We start from the raw sequence: 26,722 nt of genomic DNA, 5'->3' as shown, positions 1-26,722 counted from the left end.
TTCAGGTCCGCGTCAATATTCGAACCGCTCGACCAGGGCCTCCGACATGCGAACCAGGTCGGCAAACGACTTGGCATTCATTTTTTTCATGGCATGCCCGCGGTGAATCTTCACGGTGATCTCGCTCAGGTTCATCTGGCCGGCGATCTGCTTGTTCATCAGGCCTTTGACGGCAAGGGCCATGACTTCTTTCTCACGTGCGGTCAACGTTTGATAACGGCTGTGCAGATCAGAGAATTGCTGTTCGACCTCCCGGCGCTTGACGTCCTTTTGCAAGGCCGCCGATACGGCGTCCAGAAGATCCTGCTCGCGAAACGGTTTTGCCAGGAAATCCACCGCCCCGGCTTTCATCGCCTTGACGGACATTTCGATATCGCCGTGGCCGGTGATGAAGACAATCGGAATGTTGGAACTGCTGCTGGTCAACTGGCGTTGGAACTCAAGGCCACTGGCGCCTTGCAGCCGGACATCGAGGACCAGGCAACTGGCACTGTCGCCCTGGGGTTGCTGAAGGAATTCTGCAGTCGATGCGAAGGTTTCAACATGAATGCCGGCTGAGCGCAAAAGGTTGCTCAATGCGTTGCGCATCGACGCATCGTCATCCACTACAAATACCGTGGGGCTATTGCTGCCCTGCTTGTTGGATGGTGGATTCCCGCTCATGCACAGCCCCCGAGTAAGAAAAAGTGTATCCCACCACTTTATCTCACATTGGCAAGCACACAAGCCTGGATGAACCCACTGACATTCAGGCAATGAAATACAGTTGCAGGGCTGCAACAAGTGAGAGCAGATAACGTGGGCCACGCAGCAGCGCCCTGACCTGAGCACTGCAACTTTTGCCGTGGATGCACCAACTGCAGAAGTGTTCACAGTTGTTGGACAGCACGCTGTATCGGCGCTCACCAAGCCTTGACCGCGCACGACTGACCACTTCGTCGGCGGGATACTCGCCGGGCTCCTGCACGATCCAGACCGGCCGGCCACTGGCGAAATGCTCGAGATCGATCACCTCGACCGGGCCCGCCATGAACGAGCCGCTGAACCCGGAATAATGAATGACCTCGCCCCTGCCCAGATGAATGCCATGGTGCAGATAGAACCCCCGTGGGCTCACCAGGTGCGCACCTGTGGGCAGAAGGTCTGCCTGCCCTGCGATACCTGCCAGGTTCAGGGGGATGTTCAGGAACGCCGCTTCACCGGATGGCTTGCCAAACGCATGACGTGCAAGCCCCACAAGGTTCAAGCGATTGCAAACTTCGTTGGCTGCCAGCGTCATGCCAACCGCGACGGTCGACCGAAACGCTGCACACCCATGTGTCAAAGTCATAGCCAGAGTCTTCACGATACGTTCTCCGCAAGCCTTGAAACGACTATATCGCCCGGCTTGCGAAGCTTCATTTGTACCTGTGACTACTTCAAACGACCATTGATATGCCTCTGCTAAAACCTAAGTATTAGGCCTCGGCCTGCTCCACAGGCAGGGTGAACTGGACAATCGCGCCGCGTGGACGATTGACGCTGGCCCACAGGCGGCCGCCATGGGCCTCGATGATCGAGCGGCAGATGGATAACCCCATGCCCATTCCCGTGGGCTTGGTGCTGTAGAACGACGCGAAGATCAGCTCGGTGTTTTCCGAGGAGAACCCTGGCCCGGAATCGCGGACACTGACCAGCACACCACCGGTGTCATCCCGACGCGCGCTGATGTGCAACTGGCGCTCGCCTTCGCCCACGCCATTCATGGCTTCGAGCGCATTCATGATCAGGTTCAGCAGCACCTGTTGCAGTTCGACACGGTCGCCTTCGATCGCGGGCAGGCCATCTTCGATCTCGGTCTGGATCGACGCGCCATTCTTGGTGACCTGGCCACGGGTGAGTTCGATCATTTCGCCAATCGCCCCGTTGATGTCGACCGGGCCCTTTTGCGGTGGGGCTTTGCGGATATGCTGGCGAATTCGACCCAGCACATCGGCGGCACGCTTGGCGTCCAGGATCAGGCTGCCCAACACGCTACGAACTTCATCGATTTGCGGCGGTTGCTGGCTCATCCAGCGCAATGCGGCGTCGGCATTGAGAATGGCCGCGGCGATCGGCTGATTGACCTCGTGGGCAATCGACGCCACCAGTTGCCCCATGGTCGCGACACGGTTGGCGTGGGCCAGCTCGGTTTGCACCTCGCGATAGCGCCGCTCGCTCTCGCGGATTTTTTCTTCCGCCTGCTTGCGCTCGGTCAGGTCCAGGACGAACGCCACCCCTTCCTTGCTGTCGGCTTCGAACATGGCGAGGCCGACGATCACCGGCACGCGCCCGCCGTCCTTGGTGAAATATTCCTTTTCGTAAGGTTGCGCATAGCCGGTGCGCATCGCCTGGGCCAGATGATGCTCGCTGATCTCGCGAAACGGCGGCGTGGTCAGGTCTCGCCAGCGCAGCTGGCCCGAGGCCAGGTCGTCACGTTCGTAGCGCACCATGCGCAGGAAGGCATCGTTGGCCTCGATGATATCGCCGTTGGCGTTCCATACCAGAATGCCAATGATGTTGGCGTCCACCAGGCGACGGATCTTGCCTTCGCGTTCCGCGACTTCGCGGTACAACCGCGCATTCTCCAGGGAAATGGCCGCCTGGGAGGCCACCAGTTTCAACACGGCAATCCGCGCGGGGCTGAACACGCGCGCGGCCAGGTTGTTTTCGAGGTAGAGCGCGCCGGTCAGCTTGGCCTGGTTCATCAAGGGCAGGCACAGGATGGAGCGAGCGTGGTGCTGACGAATGTAGGGATCATCGGCGAACGACGGCTCGGTCATTGCGTCGTCGAGCGAAACGCTCTCCCCGGTACGCAAGACATGGTAAAGCAACGACTCCGGCAGCATGGCCGATGTCATGGGCTGGTCGCGCAATTGCATCGAGTCGCTGCCCGTGGTCACTTGCGCGGCGATGCGATGTTCGCCCGTGTCGGAGAGAATCAGCACGCCCCGCTCGGCACCGGCCTGCTCGATGGCGGTGCGCATGATGACGTCGATGAGCTTGTCCAGGACGATCTCACTCGACACCGCCTGGGATACCTTGATGACGGTGGCCAGGTCGAGGTGCTCGACGGGCGCATCCATGGTCGTGGTCGGCGCGAGCGCCTGCGTCTCAGTGCGCAGCGACGGACAGCGAGCCTCGAGCTGGCGCACCTTGCCGTCGGCGCCCCAACGCAGATAACCATACCGGGCGTCCTGCATGTAGACGCTGGCGACCTTGCCAAGACCACGGGCCGCGTAGAAGCGCGACGCCAGCTCGTTGGCCAGCGCCTCGATGTGCACGAAACCACTTTTTTGCGCCGAGTGGATGGCCTGCTCGAACAGCAGTTCGGCCTCGATCATCCGGCCTTCGACCCGGGCAATTTCGGCTTCCACCAGTGCGGCGCGGCTGGCGAAGTTTTCCGGGCACTGTTGAGCCCAGGTCTGCAATTTTTGATGAGCCTCGGCCATGGCGCTCATGTGCTGTTTACGCTCGCCGATCTGCAGCATGTCGCACCAGCGGGCGCGAGTCAGCGCGTCGAAGAAATAGTATTCGGCCTCCTCGAAGAACAGGTACGAGGTCCAGAGCAACTGCTTGGCCTTGCCTGCGGCCTGCATGGCGGCCGCCAGGTCGTCGGCCATATAGCGTGCCTGGAGTTTGCGCACCCAGTATTTGCTCTGTGCCAGTGCCAGGTCCGGGTTACTGGCGAAGTGCGCCTCGATGCTCGCCTCGTCGAACTTGCCGGCATCCAGGCAGCCGAAGACGGGTGCCGCCCCTCGCAGCATTCTGATCAGGGCCAATTGTGTGCGTATGAAATCGCTGACCAGGCCGAACCGGACCTTGCGCGCGTAAGCCAGACCGCGCTCGGCCTCAATCTGAACCTCGGGCAATGGTTCGCCGGCGAAAAGCGAATCGGAGGTGAGACTGTTGCCGGCATAAGCGCCGTACGGCAGGTTACCGATCCGGTTGGCCGCCACAAATGAATGACGCAGCAGATCGCGACATTGACTGACGGGCTTCATCCAGCGCACGGCAAAATTGGAAAAACACAGGTAGGTACTGGCCTCGAAGCGTTTCAGACCACGCTGCTCGACGAGCGTACAGCCCAGCTGGCCGAATCGGAACCCAGCCTGGTAGTCACCGAAGCGCCGCCCGAAGACCCTGAAGGCGTTGGCGTAGTGCATGCACGAGGCATCGCAATTGCCCTTCTCCAGGCACAGGCTGATTGCCCGGCAGATCGACAGGCACGCCAGGTTCGCATCCGTCTGCAAGGCGGGCGGAAACAGCTTGCCCAATGCGCTGACGGTCATCAGCGAAGCGGCATCTTCCATCAGGGGCAAATCGACCAGGGACTCGATCTCGCGATCGCCGAGCAACGACCAGACATAGTCGTACTCCTGGCGCACTTCATCGTCGCTCGGATGCGCCGACCATTCGATGCCGACATGCCGCAGGTAGTCGAGACACACCCCGACCGCGCTATCGCTGCGATCCATCAGCAGGTAGTCATCCATTTGCAGACACACGACATTGCCCCGCTCAACCGTCGTCGTGGCACGGCTCGACAATGCCGCCAGGCGCTTGTCCGCCACCGATAACTGCCCGGTCAGCAGTTCGCATTCGGCCCGGTTCAACTCCAGCGCGAAGCTCAGGTCATGCAGACGGTCCCAACAATCGTCGTCCAGCAACTGCGCGCCCGTGGTCAGGTAGTTGTGCGCCGATGCGTAGGCGGTCGAGGCCTTGGCGCGCTGGCCGGCCATCAGGTTGAACCCGGCCAGCTGCTCGCGCTCCGCCGGGTCGGTCAGCAGCGCTGCCCCTCGATTGAGTTGACCGACAATCTCGAAGATCGCCTCTTCGCGCTCCTGTTCGGGGGTGTGCGCCGCCAGCAGTCGGCCGATGCGCAGATGCGCTTCGGCGCGCTCCGCCTTGGGTATCAACGAGTAGGCGGCCTCATGAATGCGGTCATGCACAAACCCGTAGGCGCCTTCGAGCCGCTGCACCAGTTCCTGGCGGATGGCGTCCCAGAACACCGCACGGACCTGCGCCCTGGTCATGCCCAGCACGGTCGAAAGCGCCGCCGTCCCGGCCACGTTCCCCAGACAGGCCAGTTGTTGCAGCGCCTGCTGGGTTGCCGCCGGCAGGCGGCTCAGCTTGCCGACCATCAGGTCGACGATATTGTCGGTGTAGCCCTTGGCGTGGATACGGTCCGGGCTCCAGCGCCACTGCCTGGCCTGATGATCGAAGGTCAGCAGTTTTTCGTCGGCGAGGGTATGCAGAAACTGGATCACGAAAAACGGATTGCCGGCGGTTTTTTCCAGCACCAGTTGTGCCAGGGGCTCGATGTGCGCCGGCTCGTCATGCAGTGCATCGGCAATCAATCGCTCGATGTGCACCTTTGCCAGCGGCGCCAGGGTGATTTCATCGATGCGCCCGCCCGCACTGCGGATGGCCTGGAGTTTGCCTGTGAGGGGATGCGCGTCATTCACCTCGTTGCTGCGGTAGGCCCCCACCAGTAACAAGTGCTGCACATCGGAACTGGTCAACAGGTCTTCCAGCAGGTCGAGCGTTGCCGCATCGATCCATTGCAGGTCATCCAGAAACAGCGCAAGGGGATGCTCCGCCTTCGCAAATACCCCGATAAAACGCCGGAACACCAGAAGGAAACGCCGTTGCGCCTGCTGCGGCTCCAAGGCTTGCACCGGTGGCGGCTCGCCAATGATCAGCTTCAGCTCGGGAATCAGATCCGTCATCAGCCCGGCTTCGGCATCCAGGGCGTTTTTCAATGCATCGCGCCATTGCGCCAGCTCGGTGTCGTTCTTGCCCAGCAGCGTGCGAACCAGGCTTTGAAACGCCTGGACCAGAGTCGCGTAGGGAATATCACGGCGGTACTGGTCGAACTTGCCGGCGGCGAACAATCCACGCGGTGGCACCAGCGCCTTGTGCAGCTCATTGACCACCGAGGATTTGCCAATGCCGGAATAGCCGGTGACCAGCATGAGCTCCGGCGTACCACTGGCGATGCTACGGTCGAACGCGGCAATCAGCGCAATCACCTCCTTCTCGCGCCCGTAGAGTTTTTCGGGGATCATCAGCCGGTCAGATATCCCCTGCTCGCCCAGTGCGAAGGCATCGATGCGCCCATGGGCCTGCCAATCCGCCAGGCATTGCCGCAGATCCAGTTCGACACTCGCGGCAGTCTGGTAGCGTTCTTCGGCGGTCTTGGCCAGCAGCTTCATGACGATCCGGGACAGCGCCTCGGGGATGGTATTGACCCGCTCGCTCGGTGGCTGCGGCTTCTTCGCGATATGGCAGTGCACCCACTCGATCGGGTCGGACGCCATGAAGGGCAGCGATCCGGTGAGCATTTCGTAGAGCGTGACGCCGAAGGAATAGAGGTCGCTGCGCAGGTCGATCGAACGATTCATCCGCCCGGTCTGCTCCGGTGCCATATACGCCAGTGTGCCGGCAATGGTCTCCGGCGCCTGGCGCTCACGGGGCAGCCACGAGCTCAGTCCGAACCCGGTCAGCCGGGCCTGGCCATCGGCGCAATTGACCAGGATATGCGAGGGCTTGATGTCCTTGTGCACCAGCCCGCGCTGGTGCAGCTTGCCCAGTGCCTGGGCGATGCTGATGGCCAGGTGCAGAAATGTCGCGGTGGCCATCGGAGCATTCAACAACTGGAGCAGTGGTGTGCCACCCGCATCCTCCAGCAGCAGATACATTTGCCCGTTTTCTCGCACCAGCTCCAGAGGACGTACAGCCCAGGCGCCATCGAGTTCATCCTTGAGGGCAAACTCGTGGGCGAAGCGGCCAAGGCAGGCCGGAAGCGGTTGTTCGGCAGTCGGTCGCGCAACGAGCACAGGACGGTCGCCTTGCGCACCCGAGACAGATTCCCGACAGAAAGTGCGCTCGCCATCGTTCCAGAGTATCTGCATGTGGTCATCCATCGGAGCGGGAACAATAGACAGGTTGTTGAGTGCCGCACAGTGCCGTCATGCCTTGATGATGTCGGCAGAATCGTGGCCGGACGTGACGCCCATCTCCAGAGTAGCTGTTAAGTGAGAACAGTACGCATCAACCCCGCATGCGATACAAAAAATAATCATTCCACAGCGGTTCCCGGAACAACAACGACGCTTTGGTCTTAGCCACTCATACGTAGGTATACTTCTACCCCCACTCACTTCGCGTATGTTGTACTAACGATAGAAAACTTCATGAGCACCCCTGATGAACCAAGATTCGCAAACAGGCAATTTTATGATTGTTGCAATCGTCGATGATGACGATTCGGTTCGGGGTGCACTAGAAAACTTGCTACGTTCCAGCGGCTACAAGATCAAGACTTATTGCAGCGCGTTGGCCTTTCTCGAGACCAATGATCCCGCCCATACCCACTGTCTTATTTCCGATATCCAGATGCCCGGAATGAGCGGCCTTGAGCTGCACCAGCAACTTATTGCCATGGGCTATCGCATCCCCACGATATTCATCACCGCTTACCCTGAAGCCCTTCCCCCGGCGATCTCCGATTCACCGACGCTGATTGCCTATCTGCCCAAACCCTGTGAAACCAATAAACTTCTTAGCTATATAGAAACGGCTCTGCACGCGCCGCACTAAGCGTGTTTTTACTCGGCCCTGCGTGCCTGATTAAACTTTCGTATACCCCCATGCCACTGACGTATGGTTTTTCTGAACCGAGGTAGAACTGTGCTCGGGGTCATCCGCCAATAACATGAATTCACAGCAGACAATCTGCTGCTTTCATAAAAAGCCTGAACTTGCGGACTGTGTTAATCGCGCCGTTGATGAGGCGAGTAACTAACAACACAGCCGTCGGGTAGCGGAAAAATTTCAGCGGAAGTTTTGCCCCATACATTCGGAGACCGACCATGACCTTGCACCTGGATACCCACCCCCACGTCAGTGAACCCACCAGCGCTTTCAACCCGGGCAAAGCCGGGTTCGAAGAACTGGTTCCGTCTCGCTATGCGCTGCGTGTCGGCGAGATTGACGTACTGGTGGTCAGCGATGGCGTGCTGCCTCTGCCGACCTCGACCATGTCGACCAATGTCACCCCGCAAGAGCGCGCTGCATGGTTCAAGAGCATGTACCTGGGCCCCGATGCATTCGACTGGGCACTCAACGTGCTGGTCGTGCGCAGCGGTGATCAGACCATCCTGGTCGACGCCGGGCTGGGCGGCCAATTCCCCGGTTTTCCACGGGCCGGTCAGTTCCCCAAGCGTCTCGAGGCGGCGGGTATCGAACTGTCGTCGGTGACTGACATCATCATCACTCACATGCACATGGACCATGTCGGCGGCCTGCTGGTCGACGATGTGAAGAAAAGCCTGCGTCCGGACGTGCGCATCCACGTGACCGCCACCGAAGTGGCGTTCTGGGAATCACCCGACTTCGAACACACCGACATGCCGTCGCCGGTTCCGGACGTCTTGCGCGCGACCGCCAATCAGTTCATCAACGATTACCGCGACAACGTGCGCACATTCGACGATGAATGTGAAGTGGCGCCGGGTGTGGTCGCCAAACTCACCGGCGGCCATACCCCTGGGCACTGCGTGGTGTATGTGAATTCCGCTGGCGAAAAACTGACTTTCGCCGGTGATGCCCTGTTCCCCGTCGCCTTTGAACACCCGGACTGGCACAACGGCTTCGAACATGACCCCGAGGAATCGGTCCGTGTCCGCGTCCGCCTGATGCAGGAAGCGGCGGCGAGCGGTGAGCTGTTCGTGGCCACCCACCTGCCATTCCCTTCTGTCGGGCGGGTGGCCGTGGACGGTGACGCCTTCCGCTGGATTGCGGCGATCTGGGATTACTGATCCGTTCTGATCCGTTGCGAAAACAACAACGCCCCCGGCCAGCAGGTCGGGGGCGTTTTCGTTCGGCGACCCATCCCCGTGGGAGCGAGCCTGCTCGCGATGGCCGCGGGTCAGGTGACCGCCTGGGTGGCTGGAAGTCCGCTTTCGCGAGCAGGCTCGCTCCCACAGTTGATCGAGGTGAACACTGGCATTGCGTCCACCGGAAATTCCCCCGTGGGAACGACGTGAACCCAGGCTTTGGCATTCACTGGAACCGGGACAAAAAAAAGGCCCCACATCCGATCAGGTGTGGGGCCAAGGAATTGGTTGGTTGCGGCCAACCAAAGGAGCTCAGGGAAAAACGTTTACAGATTGAGTCAGATGCAATCCTGTGCGGCGCGTCCAAAACTTGAAGGCAACAGGTTCGAGGCCAGCAGATGCCGTTCGTAGATGAACACCTTGCCGCCATTTCCGGCCTTGTAGGCTTCCACCACGTTGTCCGCCGAGATTTTGCTCGGTACCACAATCCGGTAGCTGCGCTGGGTCTGCGAGACCGTCGGGTGCATCGCATCGCCCTGCAATTTCGGTACGACGCAGTCCGCGTATTGCGCCGGGGTCTTGCTGGTCTGCAAGGTCAAGGTCGGATCATTGGGTGCCGAGGCACAACCGGCGAGTAACAAAGGGGCAAACGCCATGGCCGACAAAAATAAACGACGCATTGGTCCAATCCTGAAAAAAAGTTCCGGTTGATCAGCAGGGAAACTGCGCCATCGGCGGGGTTAGCCGAATGGGATTCTGCAACTTCCTGGCCTGTATTCGATGGGGGCCATTGTCCGGCTATTGCCAACAAAGTAGAACTTGCGTTTGGTGATGGTCACTATTACCTCTAACGATAGTTGCCCTGGAACGGGGGCGTGGGTGGTGCTCTAGCCGGCCGTTCTGGCGCTCAGAACGCACTGCACGCGGGTCATCAGCTGCTGTCCATTGAAGGGTTTTCTGAAGTACCCGGCAGCGCCGAGGTCGCGCGCCTTGTGCTCGGTAGTTTCACGCTGGCAAGCGGTGATGAAGATCACCGGAAAACACTTGCCCCCGGCCTGCAACGCTTCGAACAACTGAAAACCGGTCATGCCGGGCATGCGCACGTCGGAAATAAGACACGCGGTCGAGTCAAGCGCGCTGCACGCCAGATAATCTTCGGCACAAGCATATGTCCGAGCGCTGTAACCCATTGACCGGACAAGACTATCCAGCGAAATACGGACAGTATCGTCGTCATCAACGATCGAAATGATTGGTGTATTTAACAATTAGCTCAACCTTCAATGCGTGGGAGCCATCTGATAAAGCCCCGCCTATTTGAAGACTGTCATTCGCCCCCACTCGTTACAACATACATATGTATAGATCCAAGCATAATAATAACCAGACTTAAAACCTTCACTAAATAGACTTAGAGCCCCCTGCCGACCGCCATTAATACTTAGGTGTGAGTCACTCATACGAAGATACCTGCACTCAAACCCTACGCATAAGTGACGTGCGCGCTCAGTCCATTACTATTAAGTCAGTTCCGGCAAAACCCGATTTCCTGCAGTTCTATCCGCTCGATAACATGAATAGTGCATCGACCTCCGGGATATTCATGGAAGAGCTAACCGACCACTTAGGGTGAATATAATGAAGACTTCCGACCTTGGCCTGGCCATCGCTTTTCTTGCTGCGACGGGTTTGATCGCCGGGCACTCCGTTGCCAGCGACACCTGCATCGAACCGAATGTGGTCGCCGGACGAGAGAACAACGCACACGATGACACTGCGCCGCCGGAACAACAGTATCGACCCCGATCGGCTCCCACCCGCATTGCCGAAGGCGGTGCCGATAGGCTGAACGAACGGCGTGTCGCCGAGGGCGGATCGGATCGCCTGATCGAACGCCGTGTCGCCGAAGGCGGATCGGATCGCCTGATCGAACGCCGTGTCGCCGAGGGCGGGTCGGATCGCCTGATCGAACGGCGTGTCGCCGAAGGAGGATCGGATCGCCTGATCGAACGCCGTGTCGCCGAGGGCGGGTCGGATCGCCTGATCGAGCGGCGTGTCGCCGAAGGCGGATCGGATCGCCTGATCGAACGGCGTGTCGCCGAAGGCGGGTCTGATCGCCTGAACGAACGCCGTGTCGCCGAAGGCGGATCGGATCGCCTGATCGAACGCCGTGTCGCTGAGGGCGGGTCGGATCGCCTGATCGAGCGGCGTGTCGCTGAGGGCGGGTCGGATCGCCTGATCGAGCGGCGTGTTGCCGAAGGCGGGTCTGATCGCCTGATCGAACGCCGTGTCGCCGAAGGCGGATCGGATCGCCTGATCGAACGCCGTGTCGCCGAAGGCGGATCGGATCGCCTGATCGAGCGGCGTGTCGCCGAGGGCGGATCGGATCGCCTGATCGAGCGGCGTGTCGCCGAGGGCGGATCGGATCGCCTGATCGAACGCCGTGTCGCCGAGGGCGGATCGGATCGCCTGATCGAACGCCGTGTCGCCGAGGGCGGGTCGGATCGCCTAATCGAGCGGCGTGTCGCCGACATTGGATCGGGATACGACTCGGCCATGTACGTCAACGCACACTTTTCCATGGACTGACCGAGGCGGGCTTCGTCGCGATCAAAACCAACACCCGGCTTGGCCACTCCTTACCAAACGGGTTTTTAGCGCTCTTTCTCAAAGAGCGCTTTTTTTATCTGCATCCCGGCTACTCGAATTCCTATCGTCATTACCCATTTGTTTATAGAAGGCGAAAACATGATGCTCACCCGACTGTGCAAACGTTTTCTGGCGTCAGACCGGCTGGCGTTTATTGCCTCATTTTCCGCGGCGATCACTATTTCCTCCATCAACCTCATGCTGGATTCCGACCTGGCGCATGCCGTGCTCTACATCACATTGTTGTTCATGTCGGCGCATATCTTTTCAATCCGGGTCGTCCTTGTGGTTGCCCTGTTCTGCTACGTCCTGATTACCGGCGGCTTTATCGTCGAGTACTTCTATGAGGCGACAGGCTCCATTGCCGGCTATGTCAGGTGCGTCGTTTCGCTGATTACCATCACCTTGCTGACCCTGCGCAGCAAATGGTCCACCGACGAGCTGCGCCGCAACCAGGCCTTCCTCACCAGCGCCCAGCGCTTGAGCCGCACGGGGAGCATCGGCTGGCGCTTCGACAATGGCCAGTGCAAGGAAATTCGCTGGTCGGATGAAGCTTTTCGCATCTATGGCTACCCACAGGATATCGAGCCCTCCTGGGCACTGATGACCGCCCGGTTGCACCCCGATGACCGCTCGATGGCCGACGACCTGTTTGTCCGGCTGGCCGCCGGAGAGCTGGACATCGACATGGAGCAGCGCCTCATCATGCCGGACGCAAGCCTGCGCTACGTGCACATGGTGATCAATGCCATTGATCCCGACAGCAACGCCCACAGTCGCGAATACGTGGCGGCGCTGATGGACATCACATCGGAACGCAAAGCCGAACAGGCGCTGTTCGATTCCCAGGCACAACTGGCCCACGTCACCCGCATGACCTCGCTGGGTGAACTGGCCGCGTCCATCGCCCATGAGGTCAACCAGCCGCTGGCAGCCATCGTGTCCAGCGGGGAGTCCTGCCTGCGCTGGATGGACCGGGAAAAACCCGACCTGCTGGAGGCGAAGCTGTCGGTACAGCGGATCATTCAGAGTTCACAGCGAGCCAATGAAGTCATCACCTGCATCCGCGCGCTGTCGAAAAAGTGCGTGCCGCAGCGCCAGGAGCACGTGTTCGACAGCATTGTGACCGACGCCCTGGTCCTGATTCAGCAGGAGATGAGCCATAAACACATCAAGCAGCACCTGTCGCTGGGGACTGGCAACGCCCGCATCAACGGCGACCGTGTGCAATTGCAGCAAGTGATCATCAACCTGGTGATGAATGCCTGCCAGGCGATGGGCACGCTGTGCGAAGGCAAACGCTCGCTGGACATCAGCACCTGGGTGGAGCGCAACGAAGTGCTGATCAAGGTCGAAGACAGTGGCAAGGGCATCGAAGAAGGCCAACTGCCGTCGCTGTTCAACCCGTTCTACACCACCAAGGCCGAGGGTCTGGGCATGGGACTGTCCATTTGCCGCTCGATCATCGAGTTTCACGAAGGACGAATCTGGGCGACCAGCATCAAGGGACAGGGCGCTGCGTTCATGTTCGCCTTGCCATTGCTCAAACACCAGGCCGAGGTGAAAACCCGTAGCGACCGGCTCAACCCGGTGCAACCTTTACCCAACCTCAGCTTCGGTTGAGAATACGACACGACGCTCGACCGCAATTTAACCCTTAATGTCGCCCATGCCTGGCGATAACCGAGCATGCCACCATGAACTCAATCGCCCCCAACTTCGACCGTTCGACCGCCGCCCTCTCCCACCCCCGCACCGTGGTGTTCCTGGCCTACCCGCAAATGGGCCTGCTGGACCTGACCGGTGCACAGACGGTGTTCTGGGCCGCTTCCAAAGCCATGGCCGAGCGCGGCCTGCCAGGCTACGCCATGCACACCGCGAGCCTCGAAGGCGGGTTGATTCCCACCGCCGAAGGGCTGTCGGTGCACACGACGTCGCTGCAAGACTTCACGGACAGCCCGGTGGATACACTGATCGTGCCGGGTGCTCCGAACATTCGCCAGGCCATGATCGACGAGGTCGCGCTGGTCAACTGGTTGCGCCAGGCGGCGGTGAACGCCAGGCGTACGGCGTCGGTATGCAGCGGCACGTTCCTGATGGCCCAGGCCGGTTTGCTCGAAGGCTTGCGTGCAGCCACGCATTGGGCAATGTGCGACATGCTCAAGAGCGGTTTCCCGACGATCGAGGTCGATATCGATGCCATTTTCATCCAGCAGGGCGCCGTCTGGACCTCGGCGGGCGTCAGCACCGGCATCGACATGTCGCTGGCGCTGGTCGAGGCCGATTGCGGTCGCGACGTGGCCCTGGAAGTGGCCCGGGAGCTGGTGGTGTACCTCAAGCGCCCGGGCGGCCAGGCACAGTTCAGCCACCTGCTGCAATCGCAGATGGACGACGGTGGCAGCTTCGACGATCTGCACTTGTGGATCAGCGCCAACCTGGGTGATGCCAACCTGACCGTCGAATCGCTGGCCCGCCAGGCGCAGATGAGCCCGCGCAACTTTTCCCGCGTCTACAAGCGCAAGGTCGGACGCACGCCAGCCAAGGCCCTGGAGATGTTTCGCATGGAAGCGGCGCGGCGGATGCTCGAAGACTCCGAGCGCAACATCGATCAGATCGCACAGTTATGCGGGTTTGGCGATGAGGAGCGCATGCGCTACACCTTCCACCGTCACCTGTCGATTTCGCCGCGTGAATATCGCAGCCGGTTTTCACGCTGACGGCTGGCGCTTTTTCTGCAACCAGCCCAGAAGACCGCTGCGCTTGATATGCACCGGTTTTTTCGCCACCACGGACTCGCGGATCTCTTCGCGCTGATGCACCAGATTATCCAGAGCGAGGTGCAGATCGCTGCTGTGTTCCAGTTGCGCGCCCAGTATGCAGCGCTCGATGCGAAACAGACGTCCACTGGTGAGGCTGCGAAACTCGCCTCGCGAGCGCCCCTCGGAAAGAATGCCTTCCTCGCCCAGCACCTCGCCCGGCCCCATGCGCCCGGCCTCGATGAAGCGCTCACCGTCATGGATCGACACCGAAACCACGCCGGTGCTGATGATCATCAGGCAATCGGACACGGCATCGAACGCCAGCAGCACTTCGTTGGCCTGGTAGTCCACGGCCGTCATGTGCTCGGCAAGCCGGTCGCGATCGTCGACGCTCAATGAGCGAAACACCCGGACGTCTTCCAGCAAACGCCGGGGTCGGCTCCACGCCTGAACGTCCGGCGCCACGCACCAGCTGACACCCGCCGCCTCGAGGTGACGATGGGCAAGGTCGAACATCAGGTTGCGCACTTCGGTCCTGTGCGACAGCGACTCGACGAACCCCTTGAGTTCGTACTCGTTGTATTCCAGGTGCGAGCTTTTCACCGAGACCTTGGGGGTGAAGCCGGGGAGCAAGGCGCGGGTGCCCTGCAGGGCTTTTTCCAGGGCATCGATCGCACGTCGCGGGCGCACGCTGCTGGGAATGGCCATCAGCACACTGACACCGTAGGCATTTCCGGGGCGACTGACGTTGATGATCTTGGCTTTTGCCGCCAGCGAATTGGGGACCACGGCCATGCTGCCCAGCTTGGTCAGCAAATGGGTCGAGCGCCAGTCGATTTCCATCACTCTGCCCTCGACGCCATCGATGACAATCCAGTCGTCCACTTCGTAGGGTTTGGTGGTATTCAGCACAATGCCGGAGAACACGTCGCTCAGCGTGCTTTGTAACGCGAGACCGACAATGATCGCCATCGCCCCGGAGGTCGCCAGCAGCCCCTTGACCGGCAACTGCAAGACGTAGGCGGCGGCCCCGACGATGGCCAACAGGAAAATCACCGCGCCCATCACATCGTGCAGCAAGCGTGCGGTGTGCCCGCCGCGTGAGGTCAGGCCATTGCCCAGCACCACCGTCAGGGTCCTGGCCGCAAACAGCCACCAGGCGATCCCCACCATCGTCGCCATCAGGTTGAGAATCGCGTCTTCCGGCCACAACGGCGGCTGCAACGGGCTGATGCCGGCGGCCATCAGCCCCCAGGAAAAGGCCACGAACACGGCAATGCGTGAAAACATGCGCGACACCGGCCGGCTGGCGCCCAGCCAACGCCAAAGCGACAAGTCCAACAGCAGCAGAACCGCACCGATGATCAAGGGGTGAGTCTGGAAAAACATCAGCATGGTCTATTCCCGGCCATTGGCGCCCGCTCAGGCGACGGATGAAAGGCTGCTGCGGACAGGCACCTGGCGTACCGAGGCGCCGTCCTGCTCACCCAGAAAGGCACTGCACCGCGAGCGCAACCAGCGCTCGGCCGGATCGTTGTGCGTTGCCCCGCGCCAGACCATCGACAGTTCCTGCTGCGGCAGATCCAGCGGCACGAACTCGGCGCGCAGACCGTCGATCATGGCCATGGAGCGCGCAACGTAGTCCGGGACGATGGCGATCATGTCGCTGTCGGCCAGCAGCACCGGCAAGGCGCTGAACTGCGGCACCGCCAGCACCACTTTGCGTTGGCGTCCGATCTGGCCCAGTGTGCGATCCGCCTCTTCAATGACATTGCCCATGGAGGACACCACCGCGTGAGGACGCCGGCAGAACTCGTCGAGCCCCAGCTCGCCGGGCTGCGAGTCGGCGCGCAAGAGCATCGGACGAATCGGCAGCAGTCCCTTGCGCCGCGCATTCGCGGGCAGGTCCAGGGTGTGGCTGATGCCCAGGGAAATTTCCCCCGAGGTCAGCAGTTGTGACATTTGCCAGTGGTCCGCGCGGCGCACCACCAGGGTCATGTTGGGCGCCTCGACCCTCAAGCGACGCAGCAAGGAGGGCAACAGCGCGTACTCCACATCGTCCGAGAGACCGACGTGAAACGTCGCCTCGCTGGTTTCGGGATTGAACGCCTGGCAGCGGCTCAGCGCTGCGGCGATGCCATCGAGTGCCGGCGCCAGGTTGGAAAAGATCTCCTCGGCCCGTGACGTGGGCTCCATCACGCGTCCGGAGCGGATGAACAGCGGATCGTCGAACATCTGGCGCAAGCGCCCCAGCGCACTGCTGATGGTGGGCTGGCCAAGGAAGAGCTTCTCGCCGACACGGCTGACATTGCGCTCGTGCATCATCGACTCGAAGACCACCAGCAGATTGATGTCAGCACGACGCAGGTCATTTCTGTTCATCATATAAACCGCCCGGCGATTAGGCCTCAGAAGTTGGAAAGTTGGCGTGCCACCTCGCCCCCTTTCAATGGTCCGGAGCAATGGTGCGCGATGTATGAACAGATTAAGCCGCTGATCGGCAAACGTATGTCGTACCTGAGGACAACGCATTCATCCATGGGTGTGGCGTTTCATACCTGAGTATGGGGTTGGGCCTGTGGACGCCCGCGGCGAGGCGTGGCTCGACGCAGATGGCTGTTTTTCAGGGATTTATGTCCTATCGGATGAGAACCGTTGCTTTGTAGGATAGATCCCCATGTCCGTCCCCCCGCTATCAGATGTGCAGGGTCATAATGAAAAACAATCGGTCTGCGAGTGCGCGCAAAGCGTCGCCCTTTTTCTTCAACCTCTTTGCCAGACCCTCGCGCAGCCCGAACATCGTCGACGCCGTCATCAGCATCAGCCCCAGTCCGTGGATCAACGCCCTGGGGTGGGTGATCGGGCTGGTGGTGGCCTGCGGAATCGTGGTGATCAACTCCGAAACCCACAACGACCTTGCCCCGACGATTCTGTACATCACCCTGTTGCTGATGGCCGCCAATCTGTTCTCGATCAACGTCGTGATCTCCATCGCATTGATGTGCATGTTGCTGCTGACCGCGACCTATCTGTACAACGGCGGCTATCAACACTGGGAGTCGACCACCGGTTTTTTCCGCTGCCTGACGGCGCTCTCGGCCATCACTTTTCTCGCGCTGCGCAGCAAATATGCCGCCGAGCGCCTGCGCCACAATGAGTTGTACCTGCTCGGTGCCCAGCGCCTGAGCCGTACCGGCAGCATCGGTTTTCGCGGCGACGGCAAAGCCATTTCCTGGTCTGAGGAAGCGGCGCGAATTTTCGAATACCCTCCGGGCGAACTGCCGACCAGCGACAGGGTCCAGGAACGCACGCACCCCGATGACCTGCACCTCGTCCAGGAGGTGTTTGCCAAGGCGGCGCGCCAGGACACCCTGATCGAAGTCAAACACCGGCTGCTGTTTCCCGACGGCCGCATCAAGCATGTGCACATGATTGCCAGCCCGCTGCTCGAACAACACGGTCGCTACGACTACATCGGCGCGCTGATGGACATCACCGCCAGCAAAGAGGCCGAGTCGGCGCTGTTCTGTGCGCAAACGCAGCTGGCGCATGTCACCCGTGTGACCTCTCTGGGCGAGCTGGCCGCATCGATTGCCCATGAGGTGAACCAGCCGCTGACCGCGATCACCAGCAGCGGCGAGGCCTGCCGTCGCTGGCTCGACCGACCACAGCCCGACTTGCCCGAAGCGCTGCAATCGCTCGACCGGATCATTGCCTGCGCGGGCCGGGCCAGCGATGTCATCAGCCGCATCCGGGCGCTGTCGCGCAAGAGCGATCCACTGCGCCAGCGCGAATCGGTGAATGACATCGTCAGCGAGACCCTGGGCCTGGTCCGGCAGGAACTGGCACATCACGAAATCACATTGAAGGTCGAACTCCTGGCCCTGACGGGCGAAGTCAATGTGGATAGGGTCCAGCTGCAGCAGGTCATCATCAATCTGATCATCAATGCCTGCCATGCCATGGCGGGGGCCGAAGCGCGCAACCGCGTGCTGTATGTGCGGACCTGGGTCGTGGGCGGCGCAGCCGTGGTGGAAGTGGCGGATCAGGGCCTGGGCATCGCACCTGAAGTGCTGCCTTCGCTGTTCACCCCGTTTTTCACCACCAAGGAAAACGGCCTGGGCATGGGCCTGTCGATCTGTCGCTCGATCATCAATTTTCACGACGGGCAGATCTGGGCCACCAGCGCCGTCGGCCGCGGAACCTCGTTCAAATTCTCGCTACCGGTGATGGGCAGCGGTAAACGCACTCAACTGACCACACCGAACGGCCATGCAAGGATCACGCACTCTATGGACGTCCCATGAACGAACAGCACCCCATGAACAAAGTCGCCAATCATGACCCTCTGGTGTTCATCGTCGATGATGATGCGCCCCTGCGAGAGGCACTCGGCAGCCTGTTGCGCTCGATCGGCTTGCAGGTGGAGCTGTTTGGCTCCGTCGCCGAGTTCATGAACTTCTCCCGGCCCGACATCCCCAGCTGCCTGGTGCTGGATGTGCGCTTGCAAGGCACCAGCGGACTGGATTTCCAGCATGAATTGCTGGCGGCCAATATCAACCTGCCCATTGTGTTCATGACCGGGCACGGCGATATCGCCATGACCGTGCGGGCCATGAAGGCCGGTGCCGTGGACTTCCTGGCCAAACCGTTCCGGGAACAGGACTTGATCGATGCGGTATCGGCCGCTCATGCCCGGGACAAACATCGCCGCGAATCCGAGCGGGGTAATGAAGAACTGCGCAACCGCTACGCGACGCTCACACCCCGCGAGCAAACGGTGATGGCGCTGGCGGCATCCGGACTGATGAACAAGCAGATTGCCGGCGAAATAGGCCTGAGCGAAATCACGGTGAAGATCCATCGCGGCCAGGCCATGCGCAAGATGTTCGCGCGTTCGTTTGCCGACCTGGTGCGCATGGCCCAGGCACTCGGGGTCGATCAGCCGCAATGACCGTTGCTCCCGCTGGCACTCATACTTTGGTTTATCCGACTCACACCTAGGCGTGTCGGCAATGACCCTATGTAGAAGTGATCTCACGGCGTCCGCTCGATAGCATCTCATCACAGCGAATCGAACCGTCCTGCGGTTGTTCACGGGAGCCGCGGCTTCGAACATCCCGGCACCGGTCACGCTTGAACAGACAACCCGTTAAACGATCGTTTTTTCTTCAGGAGTCTTCCAATGAAGCAGCAAATTCTAGTTATTGGCGCAGGGTTTGGTGGCGTCTGGAGCGCGTTGAGCGCAGCCCGTCTGTTGGACAAGCATGACCGCAACGACGTGCAGATCACGCTACTGGCCCCCCAGGCCGAGCTGCGCATCCGCCCACGTTTCTACGAGCCCGACGTCCATACCATGGCAGCACCGCTGGGTGACCTCTTCGACGCCGTGGGCGTGAAATTCGTCAAGGGCACCGCCGACAACATCGATACCGACAAGAAGCAGGTCAACTACAGCGACGTGTTCGGGACCCAGGGCACACTCAGCTATGACCGACTGGTCCTGGCCGCCGGCAGTCGCCTCGTCCGCCCAGCCGCCCTGCAAGGCATCAACGAATACGCGTTCGACGTCGATGAAATCGAATCGGCGGCGCGCCTCGAAGCCCATATCAAGGCATTGAAGAATCAGCCAAGCACCCCGGCGCGCAACACCGTCGTCGTCTGCGGCGGTGGCTTCACCGGGATCGAAACCGCTACCGAAATGCCGGCGCGCCTGCGTGCCGCGCTGGGCGACGACACGCCGATCCGCGTGATTGTGGTCGACCGCGCCCCAACCCCGGGTGCGTCGCTGGGCGACGGTATCGGCCCATCGCTGATCGAAGCCTCGGAACACCTGGGTGTCGAGTGGGTGCTCAACGCCTCGGTCGCAGCAGTGGACGCCGGTGGCGTGACACTGGCCGACGGCCAGCGCATCGAATCCAACACCGTGATCTGGACCGTAGGGTTCCGCGCCAGCCCGCTCACCGAACAAGTGACCGGCACCCGTGACCCGCAGGGTCGCCTGCACGTTGACGGCAACCTCAAGGTGCTCGGCCATGCCGACGTCTATGCCGCCGGCGACACCGCGTACGCCGCCACCGATGACCTGGGCAACTACGCCGCCATGTCCTGCCAGCACGCCATCGCGCTGGGCCGTTATGCCGGCAACAACGTCGCGGCGGATCTGCTGGGCGTCGAACCGACTCCTTACAGCCAGCCCAAGTACGTGACCTGCCTGGACCTGGGCGCCTGGGGCGCAGTATTCACCGAAGGCTGGGACCGCCAGGTGAAGCTGGTCAGGAAAGAAGCCAAGGACCTCAAGACCCAGATCAACACCGTGTGGATCTACCCACCGGCGGCTGATCGCGCCACGGCACTGGCGGCGGCCGACCCATCGATTCCAGTGGCCTGAGTCGCCAGGCGTGCTCACGGCACAGGGAGCCCTTCGCGTCCCTGGCCGTGCGCACTCGATGTGCTGGACCGTGCAGTACCAGGGGGTTCGACATGTTTGGTTTTTTCGACGATCCGCATCGCGTGTTGAAGTTATCCCATCTGTTGCTGGTTGGCGGGCTGTTCATGTTGATCGCCGGGATAATGCTGGCGTACGGACTGGATGCCTACCTGAATCTGCCACAGTTGGTCTGCGCCCACGCCTTGACCATTCTCGGCCCGACCGCCATCAAGCTGGGCTACGTGATGCGCCTGCTGTCCCTCAATCGGTTGCGCCTGGAAGGGCTCGTCGCCGGCAGCGGTGCCACTGCTTGATGTAAAGGCTGTTGCCGATCCGGTTCGCGCGCTCCTTGCTGAACCCACACTTCCCAAAAGCCCGCCACGCGTTTTTTGTGGCGGGCTTTTTTTGCGCGCGGGCGTTCTCCCGTGGGAGCGAACCCTGCGCGCGATGCTCGGCGCCCACGGATATCCGCGATCCTGCGAGGATTCCTGTCCTATCCTGTGTTCAACACCCGCTATTGGACATCGTCATGAGCACCCCCGAAGCCGCCCTTCTGCACAGCTGGCAGCGCAACGCCCGAGCCTGGATCGAGGCGGTGCGCGGCGGCGCCATCGACAGCCGCATTCAGGTCACCGACCAGGCCATCCTGCTGGCCATCATGGGTCGACAGCCCGCGCGAGTACTCGACCTCGGCTGTGGTGAAGGCTGGCTGTTGCGGGTGCTGGCCGAACGCGGCATCACGGCAGTGGGTGTGGACGGCGACGCCACGCTGGTTGAGGCGGCCAGGGCGGCGGGATCCGCCACGGTACACCTGGCAACGTACGAGCAGTTGGTGGAAGCCCGCGTAGACGTCGGCCGTGATTACGAGCTGATCTGCGCCAATTTCGCCTTGCTGCACCAGGACATCATCCCGTTGCTCGCGGCCATGAACGCCCTGCTCACGCCAGACGCAACGCTGGTGATCCAGACGCTGCACCCATGGGTAGCCGCCGACGGCGATTACCAGGATGGCTGGCGAGAAGAAACCTTCGCCGGTTTCAAGGGACAATGGCAACCCATGCCCTGGTACATGCGCACCCTGTCCAGCTGGATCAATGCGCTGGACATGGCCGGTTTCAGGTTGGTGGGCCTGCAGGAACCGCAACACCCGCAAAGCGCCATGCCGCAGTCATTGTTGCTGATGGCCGGACAACAACGATGAACGCCATGGCGCCCTGCAGGTAAGGAGAACGCCCGCGCCTCAGGACCTTACGAAGGCCAGCAAGTCGGCATTGAGCCGTTCCTTGTGCGTGTCGGTAATGCCGTGCGGCGCCCCCTCATAGACGATCAGCTTGCTGTGCTTGATCAGCTTTGCCGACGCACGGCCGGCGGCGTCGATGGGGACGATCTGATCATCGTCACCGTGGATGATCAGGGTCGGCACGTCGAACCTGGCGAGATCGTCCCTGAAGTCGGTTTCGGAAAACGCCTTGATACTGTCGAAGGTGTTCTTGTGCCCCCCGCGCATGCCCTGCAACCACCAGGCATCGATCACCCCTTGCGACGGCGTGGCGCCCGGGCGGTTGTAGCCAAAGAACGGGCCACTGGGGATGTCGATGAACAGCTGCGAGCGGTCAGCCAGCAACCCTGCGCGAATCTCGTCGAACACCGACACCGGCAGCCCACCGGGATTGGTCTCGGTCTTGACCATCAGGGGCGGCACCGCCGATATGAGGCCGATCTGCCTGACGCGGGCAGTCCCGTGACGCCCGACGTACCGGGCGACCTCACCGCCCCCCGTGGAAAACCCGAACAAGGTTGCATCCCTGACATCCAGGTGTTCGAGCAATTGCGCCAGGTCGTCGGCGTAGTGATCCATGTCGTTGCCGTCCCACGGTTGGCTGGAGCGCCCGTGACCCCGTCGGTCATGGGCAATACAGCGACAGCCGTTGGCGGCCAGGTGATACATCTGGGATTCCCAGCTGTCGGCATCGAGCGGCCAGCCATGGCTGAAGACCACAACCGGGCCCTTGCCCCAATCCTTGTAATAGATGTCTACGCCGTCTTTGGTGGTGAAGGTACTCATGGTTTGTGTACTCCTGAGCTTTCGCGATGACCGCAGGTTGAACAGCATGGGTAAATCGATCAGGACGAACTACGTAAATCCGGCAGGCTGGAAGATGGCATGAGTAAATGGCAGTCCTGTGTCCGACGTTGATGAATTTGCCTGTTTTACGTAGTGCGGCCGCCCCGTTAGAGGGAACCTTGATGACCTGACCGAGCCTGAAAGCAGGTGGAAATGAAAAAGTCCCCGGTCCCGCCGTCGAGTCCAGATTGCGCGCCAGCCGCCGCGCCGGGTCGCTGGCAGCGAGCAAAGCGCCGGGCCAATATCGCCAAGGTGCTGGAGCTGCTGCAACGTTACGACGAACAACCGGTGCGGCTCTGCGAGTTGTGCCGCCAGGCCCACGTCAGCGAACGCACGTTGCGCTCGATCTTCAACGAGGTGTTCGGTATCGGGCCCAATCGCTATTTGCATGTACGCCGTCTGCACCGCGTGCGGGCGGCGCTTTCGATTGCCAACCCGAATACCGAGACGGTCAATCGTATTGCCCTGCGCTTCGGCTTTTCCGACCCAGGCCGCATGGCGGCCGATTACCACCGGCTGTTTGGCGAATACCCCAGCACCACCCTGATGCGCTCACGGTTTTGAACCCGGCCGCTCAGAGGTGCGTCAACGCCTTGGCCGCTTTCAGCGATTGTGCCGGCAGCAGCCCGAAGTACTGGCGATACAGGCTGGCGAACCGACCGAAATCCCACACGCCGAAGCGTGCACAGATCGTGGTGATCGTGTCTTGCGGACCGGCGTGACGGATGGCGTTCCGAATACCATGCAAGCGACGGATCATCAGGTACCGATGCGGGCTCATGCCCAGGTATTCATTGAAGACATTACGCACCGTGCGTTCCGAAGAGCAGGTCGCCCGACAGATGTCTTCGATGTAAACGGCCTGGGTCTCCAGCGTGTCCAGCAGCTCAAGGGCACGCCGCAGGATCTCCTTGTGATCGCGATGGTGTCGCGGTGCGGCCGGCAGCGGATCAACGGGCAAGAGCATGCGGAACACCACATCCATCACCTCCTGGCGCGCAGCCTCCTCGCCGCTTTCGGCGTGCAGACCTTCAGGTGCATTGGCGTCGATATGGAACAGGCGACGGGCCAGCCACAACAGCGGACCGAGGTGACGCCGGGCATTGCTGACCATGTTGCGATGCAACACGGAAAAATCGAATTCATCTTCACGCACCGCGGCCCAGCGCAACACCCGTTCGCACGACATCGCCACCGTCAGCCAGCTGGCCGGGCTTTTCGCGTTGATGTGAAACATGGCATTGGGCACCATCCAGCCTATTCGTCGGCGATTGAAGGCATGACCATCCACGGCCGTGAATTCATGGCCGGTCAACGGCAGGAAAATATTGAAGTAACCGGGCAGGCCGATGCCGGTGTACACCGTCCCGGCGCCCTCGCGACCGCTCATCAGTGCCACGCCGTTCAGGTCGACCACGTTGAGTTGCCAGTCACGCTGTTGCCGCGTACGCAGCACGTAGCGGCCCTGTACCCCGTACAACGCTTCTTCGAATTCATCGAAATCCGGACAGACCAGCCGCATCGGCGCACCTCACTGATCTCGAACAGTTGCAGGCAGCCTCCTTGCCGGATGAGTCCAGGCCAATGAGGATAGACCACGAATACGGCCGGTGATGGACAGCCGTGACCGTCCATCGCCCGCCTCCTCCCGTGCTTTAACGTTCCAGGTACTCGGAAGTGGAAATGACCGGTGCGTAACCGAAACTCAGTGCCGCCATGAACGCCGCATGCACTTGCGCGGCGGGCACCTTGACCCCGTTGAACTCAAGGTCGAGCGTCGCGCAGGCATCGTGCAGCACCGTGGTGGTGTAGCCGAAGTCCACTGCGGCGCGTGTCATGCCATCCACGCACATGTGGCTCATATTGCCGACCACCACCACTTCGTTGATTTCATGCCGGTCGAGAATGGCCTTGAGTTCGGTTTCGCGAAACGAATTGATGTAATGCTTGAGCACCACCGGCTCATCGCTGCGGTTCCTCGCGCTGTCGTGGATTTGCGCGCCTTCGCTGCCCGGGCGGAAGAATGGCGCATTTTCGTCTTTGAACTCATGACGGATGTGCACCACCAGGTCCCCTTTTTCGCGGAACCGGTCAATCACCCGCGCGGCTTGCGCGGCAGCGGCCTCGACGTTGGAAAGTGTCCATCTGCCTCCTGGAAAATAGTCGTTCTGAATATCAACGACCACCAGGGCCTTCTTGTTCGAACCAGTGCTCATGATCTTGCTCCCACTGAGGTTGCCGAATGAGACGGCCGGTGGCCGGGTCCTTCCGATCCGTCGTACGCCCCGGATTCAATTGCTCGTCAGGGCTGGCACCTGCACTTGCAGGCCCAGCGCTCTGGCCACACCGGCACCGTAGGCCGGATCGGCCCTGGAGCAGTTGGCGATATGCCGATGCTTGATCATCGCCGGTGCATCGCCCATCGCCCGCGCGGTGTTGTCGAACAGCAACTGCTGTTGAGCCGGGGTCATCAGGCGAAACAGGTTGCCGGGTTGTTCGTAGTGATCTTCGATAACGCTCTGATCCCAGTGACCGGCGTCGCCTTCAAGCGGCAATGCCGGTTCGTGCAGCTGCCGATGGTCCTGCCACTCTCCGAAACTGTTGGGGTAGTAGGACAACGTCGAGCCCAGGTTACCGTCGGTGCGCATGGCGCCGTCACGGTGATAGCTGTGGAAAGGACAGCGTGGGGCGTTGACCGGGATGTGATTGAAGTTCACCCCGAGGCGATAACGCTGGGCATCGCCATAGGAAAACAAGCGTGCCTGGAGCATCTTGTCCGGCGAAAAACTCACGCCCGGAACGACATTGGCTGGAGAGAACGCGGCCTGTTCGACTTCGGCGAAATGATTATCGGGATTGCGCTCCAGTTGCAGGATACCCACTTCCTGAAGCGGGAAATCGGCATGCGGCCAGACCTTGGTCAGGTCGAACGGATTATGCCGATGCGCACGCGCCTGGTCTTCGGTCATGGTCTGGATGCACAACTTCCAGCTTGGAAATTCCTGGCGTTCGATGCATTCATAGAGATCACGCAGGTGGCTTTCCCGGTCATTGCCGACCATCTGCGCCGCTTCACCGTCGCTCAGGTTGGTAATTGCCTGCTGGCACACAAAATGAAACTTGGTCCAGACCCGTTCGTTGCGCTCGTTGATCAGGCTGAAGGTATGGCTGCCGAAACCGTGCATGTGCCGGTAACTGGCGGGAATGCCCCGGTCACTCATGACGATCGTCACCTGGTGCAACGCTTCAGGCAGCAGCGTCCAGAAATCCCAGTTGTTGGTCGCCGAACGCAGCCCGGTGCGCGGGTCGCGCTTGACCACGTGGTTGAGGTCGGGAAACCGCAGAGGGTCGCGGAAGAAAAACACCGGCGTGTTGTTGCCGACGATGTCCCAGTTGCCCTCATCGGTGTACAGCTTCACGGCGAAGCCACGGATATCGCGCTCGGCATCGGCGGCACCGCGCTCTCCCGCCACGGTGGAAAAACGCACGAAGGCCGGCGTCTGTTTACCGACCTCGGCAAACAGGCTGGCCTTGCAATAGCGACGGATGTCAGCGGTGACGGTGAAGGTGCCGTAAGCGCCCGCACCCTTGGCATGCATGCGCCGTTCGGGAATCACTTCCCGGTCGAAATGAGCCAGTTTTTCCAGCAGCCAGATGTCCTGCAACAACGCCGGCCCACGCGGCCCGGCGGTCTGGCTGTTGAGGTTGTCGACCACCGGGGCACCGGTGGCATGGGTGAGATTCTTGTCGTTCATCAGGGCGACCTCTCGAGGCACTTGCGCAACCACTCGTCTCGATCACCCGCAGCAAAGGCTGGGTGACCGCCCGCATGATCTGTAAATGCCCCGTCGAGGACTACGTAAAAACGGCAAATTGTCCGGACGTCCGGCTGAGCAGT

Annotated in this window: 21 protein-coding genes and 1 pseudogene; 11 read left to right on the top strand and 11 right to left on the bottom strand. The window is 60.9% G+C overall.

The window, feature by feature from the left end; genetic code table 11:
- Positions 1–12 precede the first annotated feature (12 nt).
- The 3 genes from ACM6IM_RS04115 to ACM6IM_RS04105 all read right to left on the bottom strand — a co-directional run bounded on the left by ACM6IM_RS04115 (position 13) and on the right by ACM6IM_RS04105 (position 6,935).
- Entirely contained in the window at positions 13–663 is a 651-nt protein-coding gene (locus ACM6IM_RS04115; protein WP_414864270.1) for a response regulator transcription factor, read from the bottom strand.
- Positions 664–748: 85 nt separating this feature from the next.
- A complete protein-coding gene (locus ACM6IM_RS04110) occupies positions 749–1,279 on the bottom strand; it encodes a lecithin retinol acyltransferase family protein (RefSeq protein ID WP_414864269.1) in 531 nt (176 codons plus the stop codon).
- A gap of 178 nt (positions 1,280–1,457) precedes the next feature.
- Positions 1,458–6,935, bottom strand: coding sequence for an AAA family ATPase (locus tag ACM6IM_RS04105; protein ID WP_414864268.1), 5,478 nt, complete (start codon positions 6,933–6,935; stop codon positions 1,458–1,460).
- Between the two features lie 295 nt (positions 6,936–7,230).
- On the opposite strand from ACM6IM_RS04105, the gene ACM6IM_RS04100 reads away from it, so the two are divergent.
- Both ACM6IM_RS04100 and ACM6IM_RS04095 read left to right on the top strand, forming a co-directional pair.
- On the top strand, positions 7,231–7,623 hold the full coding sequence (locus ACM6IM_RS04100; protein WP_414864267.1) for a response regulator transcription factor: 393 nt from the start codon (positions 7,231–7,233) through the stop codon (positions 7,621–7,623).
- A gap of 272 nt (positions 7,624–7,895) precedes the next feature.
- Entirely contained in the window at positions 7,896–8,843 is a 948-nt protein-coding gene (locus tag ACM6IM_RS04095; protein WP_192303263.1) for an MBL fold metallo-hydrolase, read from the top strand.
- A 356-nt stretch (positions 8,844–9,199) separates the two neighbouring features.
- Here the strand turns inward: ACM6IM_RS04095 and ACM6IM_RS04090 are convergent, their stop codons facing one another.
- Positions 9,200–9,541 (bottom strand): hypothetical protein, encoded by a 342-nt coding sequence (locus ACM6IM_RS04090; protein ID WP_192303265.1) that lies wholly within the window; start codon positions 9,539–9,541, stop codon positions 9,200–9,202.
- 207 nt (positions 9,542–9,748) lie between these two features.
- On the bottom strand, positions 9,749–10,129 hold the full coding sequence (locus ACM6IM_RS04085; RefSeq protein WP_192303267.1) for a response regulator transcription factor: 381 nt from the start codon (positions 10,127–10,129) through the stop codon (positions 9,749–9,751).
- Between the two features lie 850 nt (positions 10,130–10,979).
- Here ACM6IM_RS04085 and ACM6IM_RS04080 point away from each other — a divergent pair.
- The 3 genes and pseudogenes from ACM6IM_RS04080 to ACM6IM_RS04070 form a co-directional block, all read left to right on the top strand.
- Positions 10,980–11,390 (top strand): annotated as a pseudogene (locus tag ACM6IM_RS04080) (phage infection protein); the annotation flags it as partial.
- A gap of 219 nt (positions 11,391–11,609) precedes the next feature.
- A complete protein-coding gene (locus ACM6IM_RS04075) occupies positions 11,610–13,133 on the top strand; it encodes a sensor histidine kinase (protein ID WP_414864266.1) in 1,524 nt (507 codons plus the stop codon).
- 74 nt (positions 13,134–13,207) lie between these two features.
- The gene (locus ACM6IM_RS04070; RefSeq protein ID WP_192303271.1) at positions 13,208–14,227 is read left to right on the top strand and encodes a GlxA family transcriptional regulator; all 1,020 of its coding nucleotides are present in this window, start codon (positions 13,208–13,210) and stop codon (positions 14,225–14,227) included.
- On the opposite strand, the gene ACM6IM_RS04065 is transcribed toward ACM6IM_RS04070, so the two are convergent.
- Together ACM6IM_RS04065 and ACM6IM_RS04060 are read right to left on the bottom strand one after the other, a co-directional pair.
- Positions 14,219–15,664: a mechanosensitive ion channel domain-containing protein gene (locus ACM6IM_RS04065; RefSeq protein WP_414864265.1), complete on the bottom strand. Its 1,446-nt coding sequence runs from the start codon at positions 15,662–15,664 to the stop codon at positions 14,219–14,221. The genes ACM6IM_RS04070 and ACM6IM_RS04065 overlap by 9 nt on opposite strands.
- Before the next feature lie 27 nt (positions 15,665–15,691).
- Positions 15,692–16,654, bottom strand: coding sequence for a LysR family transcriptional regulator (locus ACM6IM_RS04060; RefSeq protein ID WP_318653493.1), 963 nt, complete (start codon positions 16,652–16,654; stop codon positions 15,692–15,694).
- A gap of 329 nt (positions 16,655–16,983) precedes the next feature.
- Here ACM6IM_RS04060 and ACM6IM_RS04055 point away from each other — a divergent pair, with 329 nt between their 5' ends.
- The 5 genes from ACM6IM_RS04055 (at position 16,984) to ACM6IM_RS04035 (ending at position 21,900) form a co-directional block, all read left to right on the top strand.
- A complete protein-coding gene (locus tag ACM6IM_RS04055) occupies positions 16,984–18,576 on the top strand; it encodes a sensor histidine kinase (RefSeq protein WP_414864264.1) in 1,593 nt (530 codons plus the stop codon).
- The gene (locus ACM6IM_RS04050) at positions 18,573–19,223 is read left to right on the top strand and encodes a response regulator transcription factor (protein ID WP_414864263.1); all 651 of its coding nucleotides are present in this window, start codon (positions 18,573–18,575) and stop codon (positions 19,221–19,223) included. The genes ACM6IM_RS04055 and ACM6IM_RS04050 overlap by 4 nt, the downstream gene beginning before the upstream one ends.
- A gap of 231 nt (positions 19,224–19,454) precedes the next feature.
- On the top strand, positions 19,455–20,660 hold the full coding sequence (locus ACM6IM_RS04045) for an NAD(P)/FAD-dependent oxidoreductase (protein WP_192303278.1): 1,206 nt from the start codon (positions 19,455–19,457) through the stop codon (positions 20,658–20,660).
- A gap of 92 nt (positions 20,661–20,752) precedes the next feature.
- Positions 20,753–21,013, top strand: a complete 261-nt coding sequence (locus tag ACM6IM_RS04040; RefSeq protein WP_414864262.1) for a transmembrane sensor/regulator PpyR — start codon at positions 20,753–20,755, stop codon at positions 21,011–21,013.
- 215 nt (positions 21,014–21,228) lie between these two features.
- A complete protein-coding gene (locus tag ACM6IM_RS04035; protein ID WP_414864261.1) occupies positions 21,229–21,900 on the top strand; it encodes a class I SAM-dependent methyltransferase in 672 nt (223 codons plus the stop codon).
- A gap of 39 nt (positions 21,901–21,939) precedes the next feature.
- On the opposite strand, the gene ACM6IM_RS04030 is transcribed toward ACM6IM_RS04035, so the two are convergent.
- The gene (locus ACM6IM_RS04030; RefSeq protein WP_414864260.1) at positions 21,940–22,764 is read right to left on the bottom strand and encodes an alpha/beta fold hydrolase; all 825 of its coding nucleotides are present in this window, start codon (positions 22,762–22,764) and stop codon (positions 21,940–21,942) included.
- Positions 22,765–22,977: 213 nt separating this feature from the next.
- On the opposite strand from ACM6IM_RS04030, the gene ACM6IM_RS04025 reads away from it, so the two are divergent.
- Positions 22,978–23,388 carry a helix-turn-helix domain-containing protein gene (locus ACM6IM_RS04025; RefSeq protein WP_414864259.1) on the top strand — a complete coding sequence of 137 codons (411 nt, stop codon included), beginning with the start codon at positions 22,978–22,980 and terminating at the stop codon, positions 23,386–23,388.
- A gap of 10 nt (positions 23,389–23,398) precedes the next feature.
- Here ACM6IM_RS04025 and ACM6IM_RS04020 read toward each other — a convergent pair whose 3' ends face one another.
- From ACM6IM_RS04020 to ACM6IM_RS04010, 3 genes are all read right to left on the bottom strand, one after another.
- The gene (locus ACM6IM_RS04020; protein ID WP_414864258.1) at positions 23,399–24,346 is read right to left on the bottom strand and encodes a helix-turn-helix domain-containing protein; all 948 of its coding nucleotides are present in this window, start codon (positions 24,344–24,346) and stop codon (positions 23,399–23,401) included.
- 133 nt (positions 24,347–24,479) lie between these two features.
- Positions 24,480–25,040 carry a cysteine hydrolase family protein gene (locus ACM6IM_RS04015; RefSeq protein WP_201190119.1) on the bottom strand — a complete coding sequence of 187 codons (561 nt, stop codon included), beginning with the start codon at positions 25,038–25,040 and terminating at the stop codon, positions 24,480–24,482.
- Between the two features lie 75 nt (positions 25,041–25,115).
- Entirely contained in the window at positions 25,116–26,579 is a 1,464-nt protein-coding gene (locus tag ACM6IM_RS04010; RefSeq protein WP_414864257.1) for a catalase, read from the bottom strand.
- Positions 26,580–26,722: the final 143 nt, after the last annotated feature.

It is taken from the genome of Pseudomonas sp. IT-P12 (assembly GCF_949767465.1).
Lineage (GTDB): Bacteria > Pseudomonadota > Gammaproteobacteria > Pseudomonadales > Pseudomonadaceae > Aquipseudomonas.
This window is presented reverse-complemented; position numbering and strand designations above follow the sequence as displayed.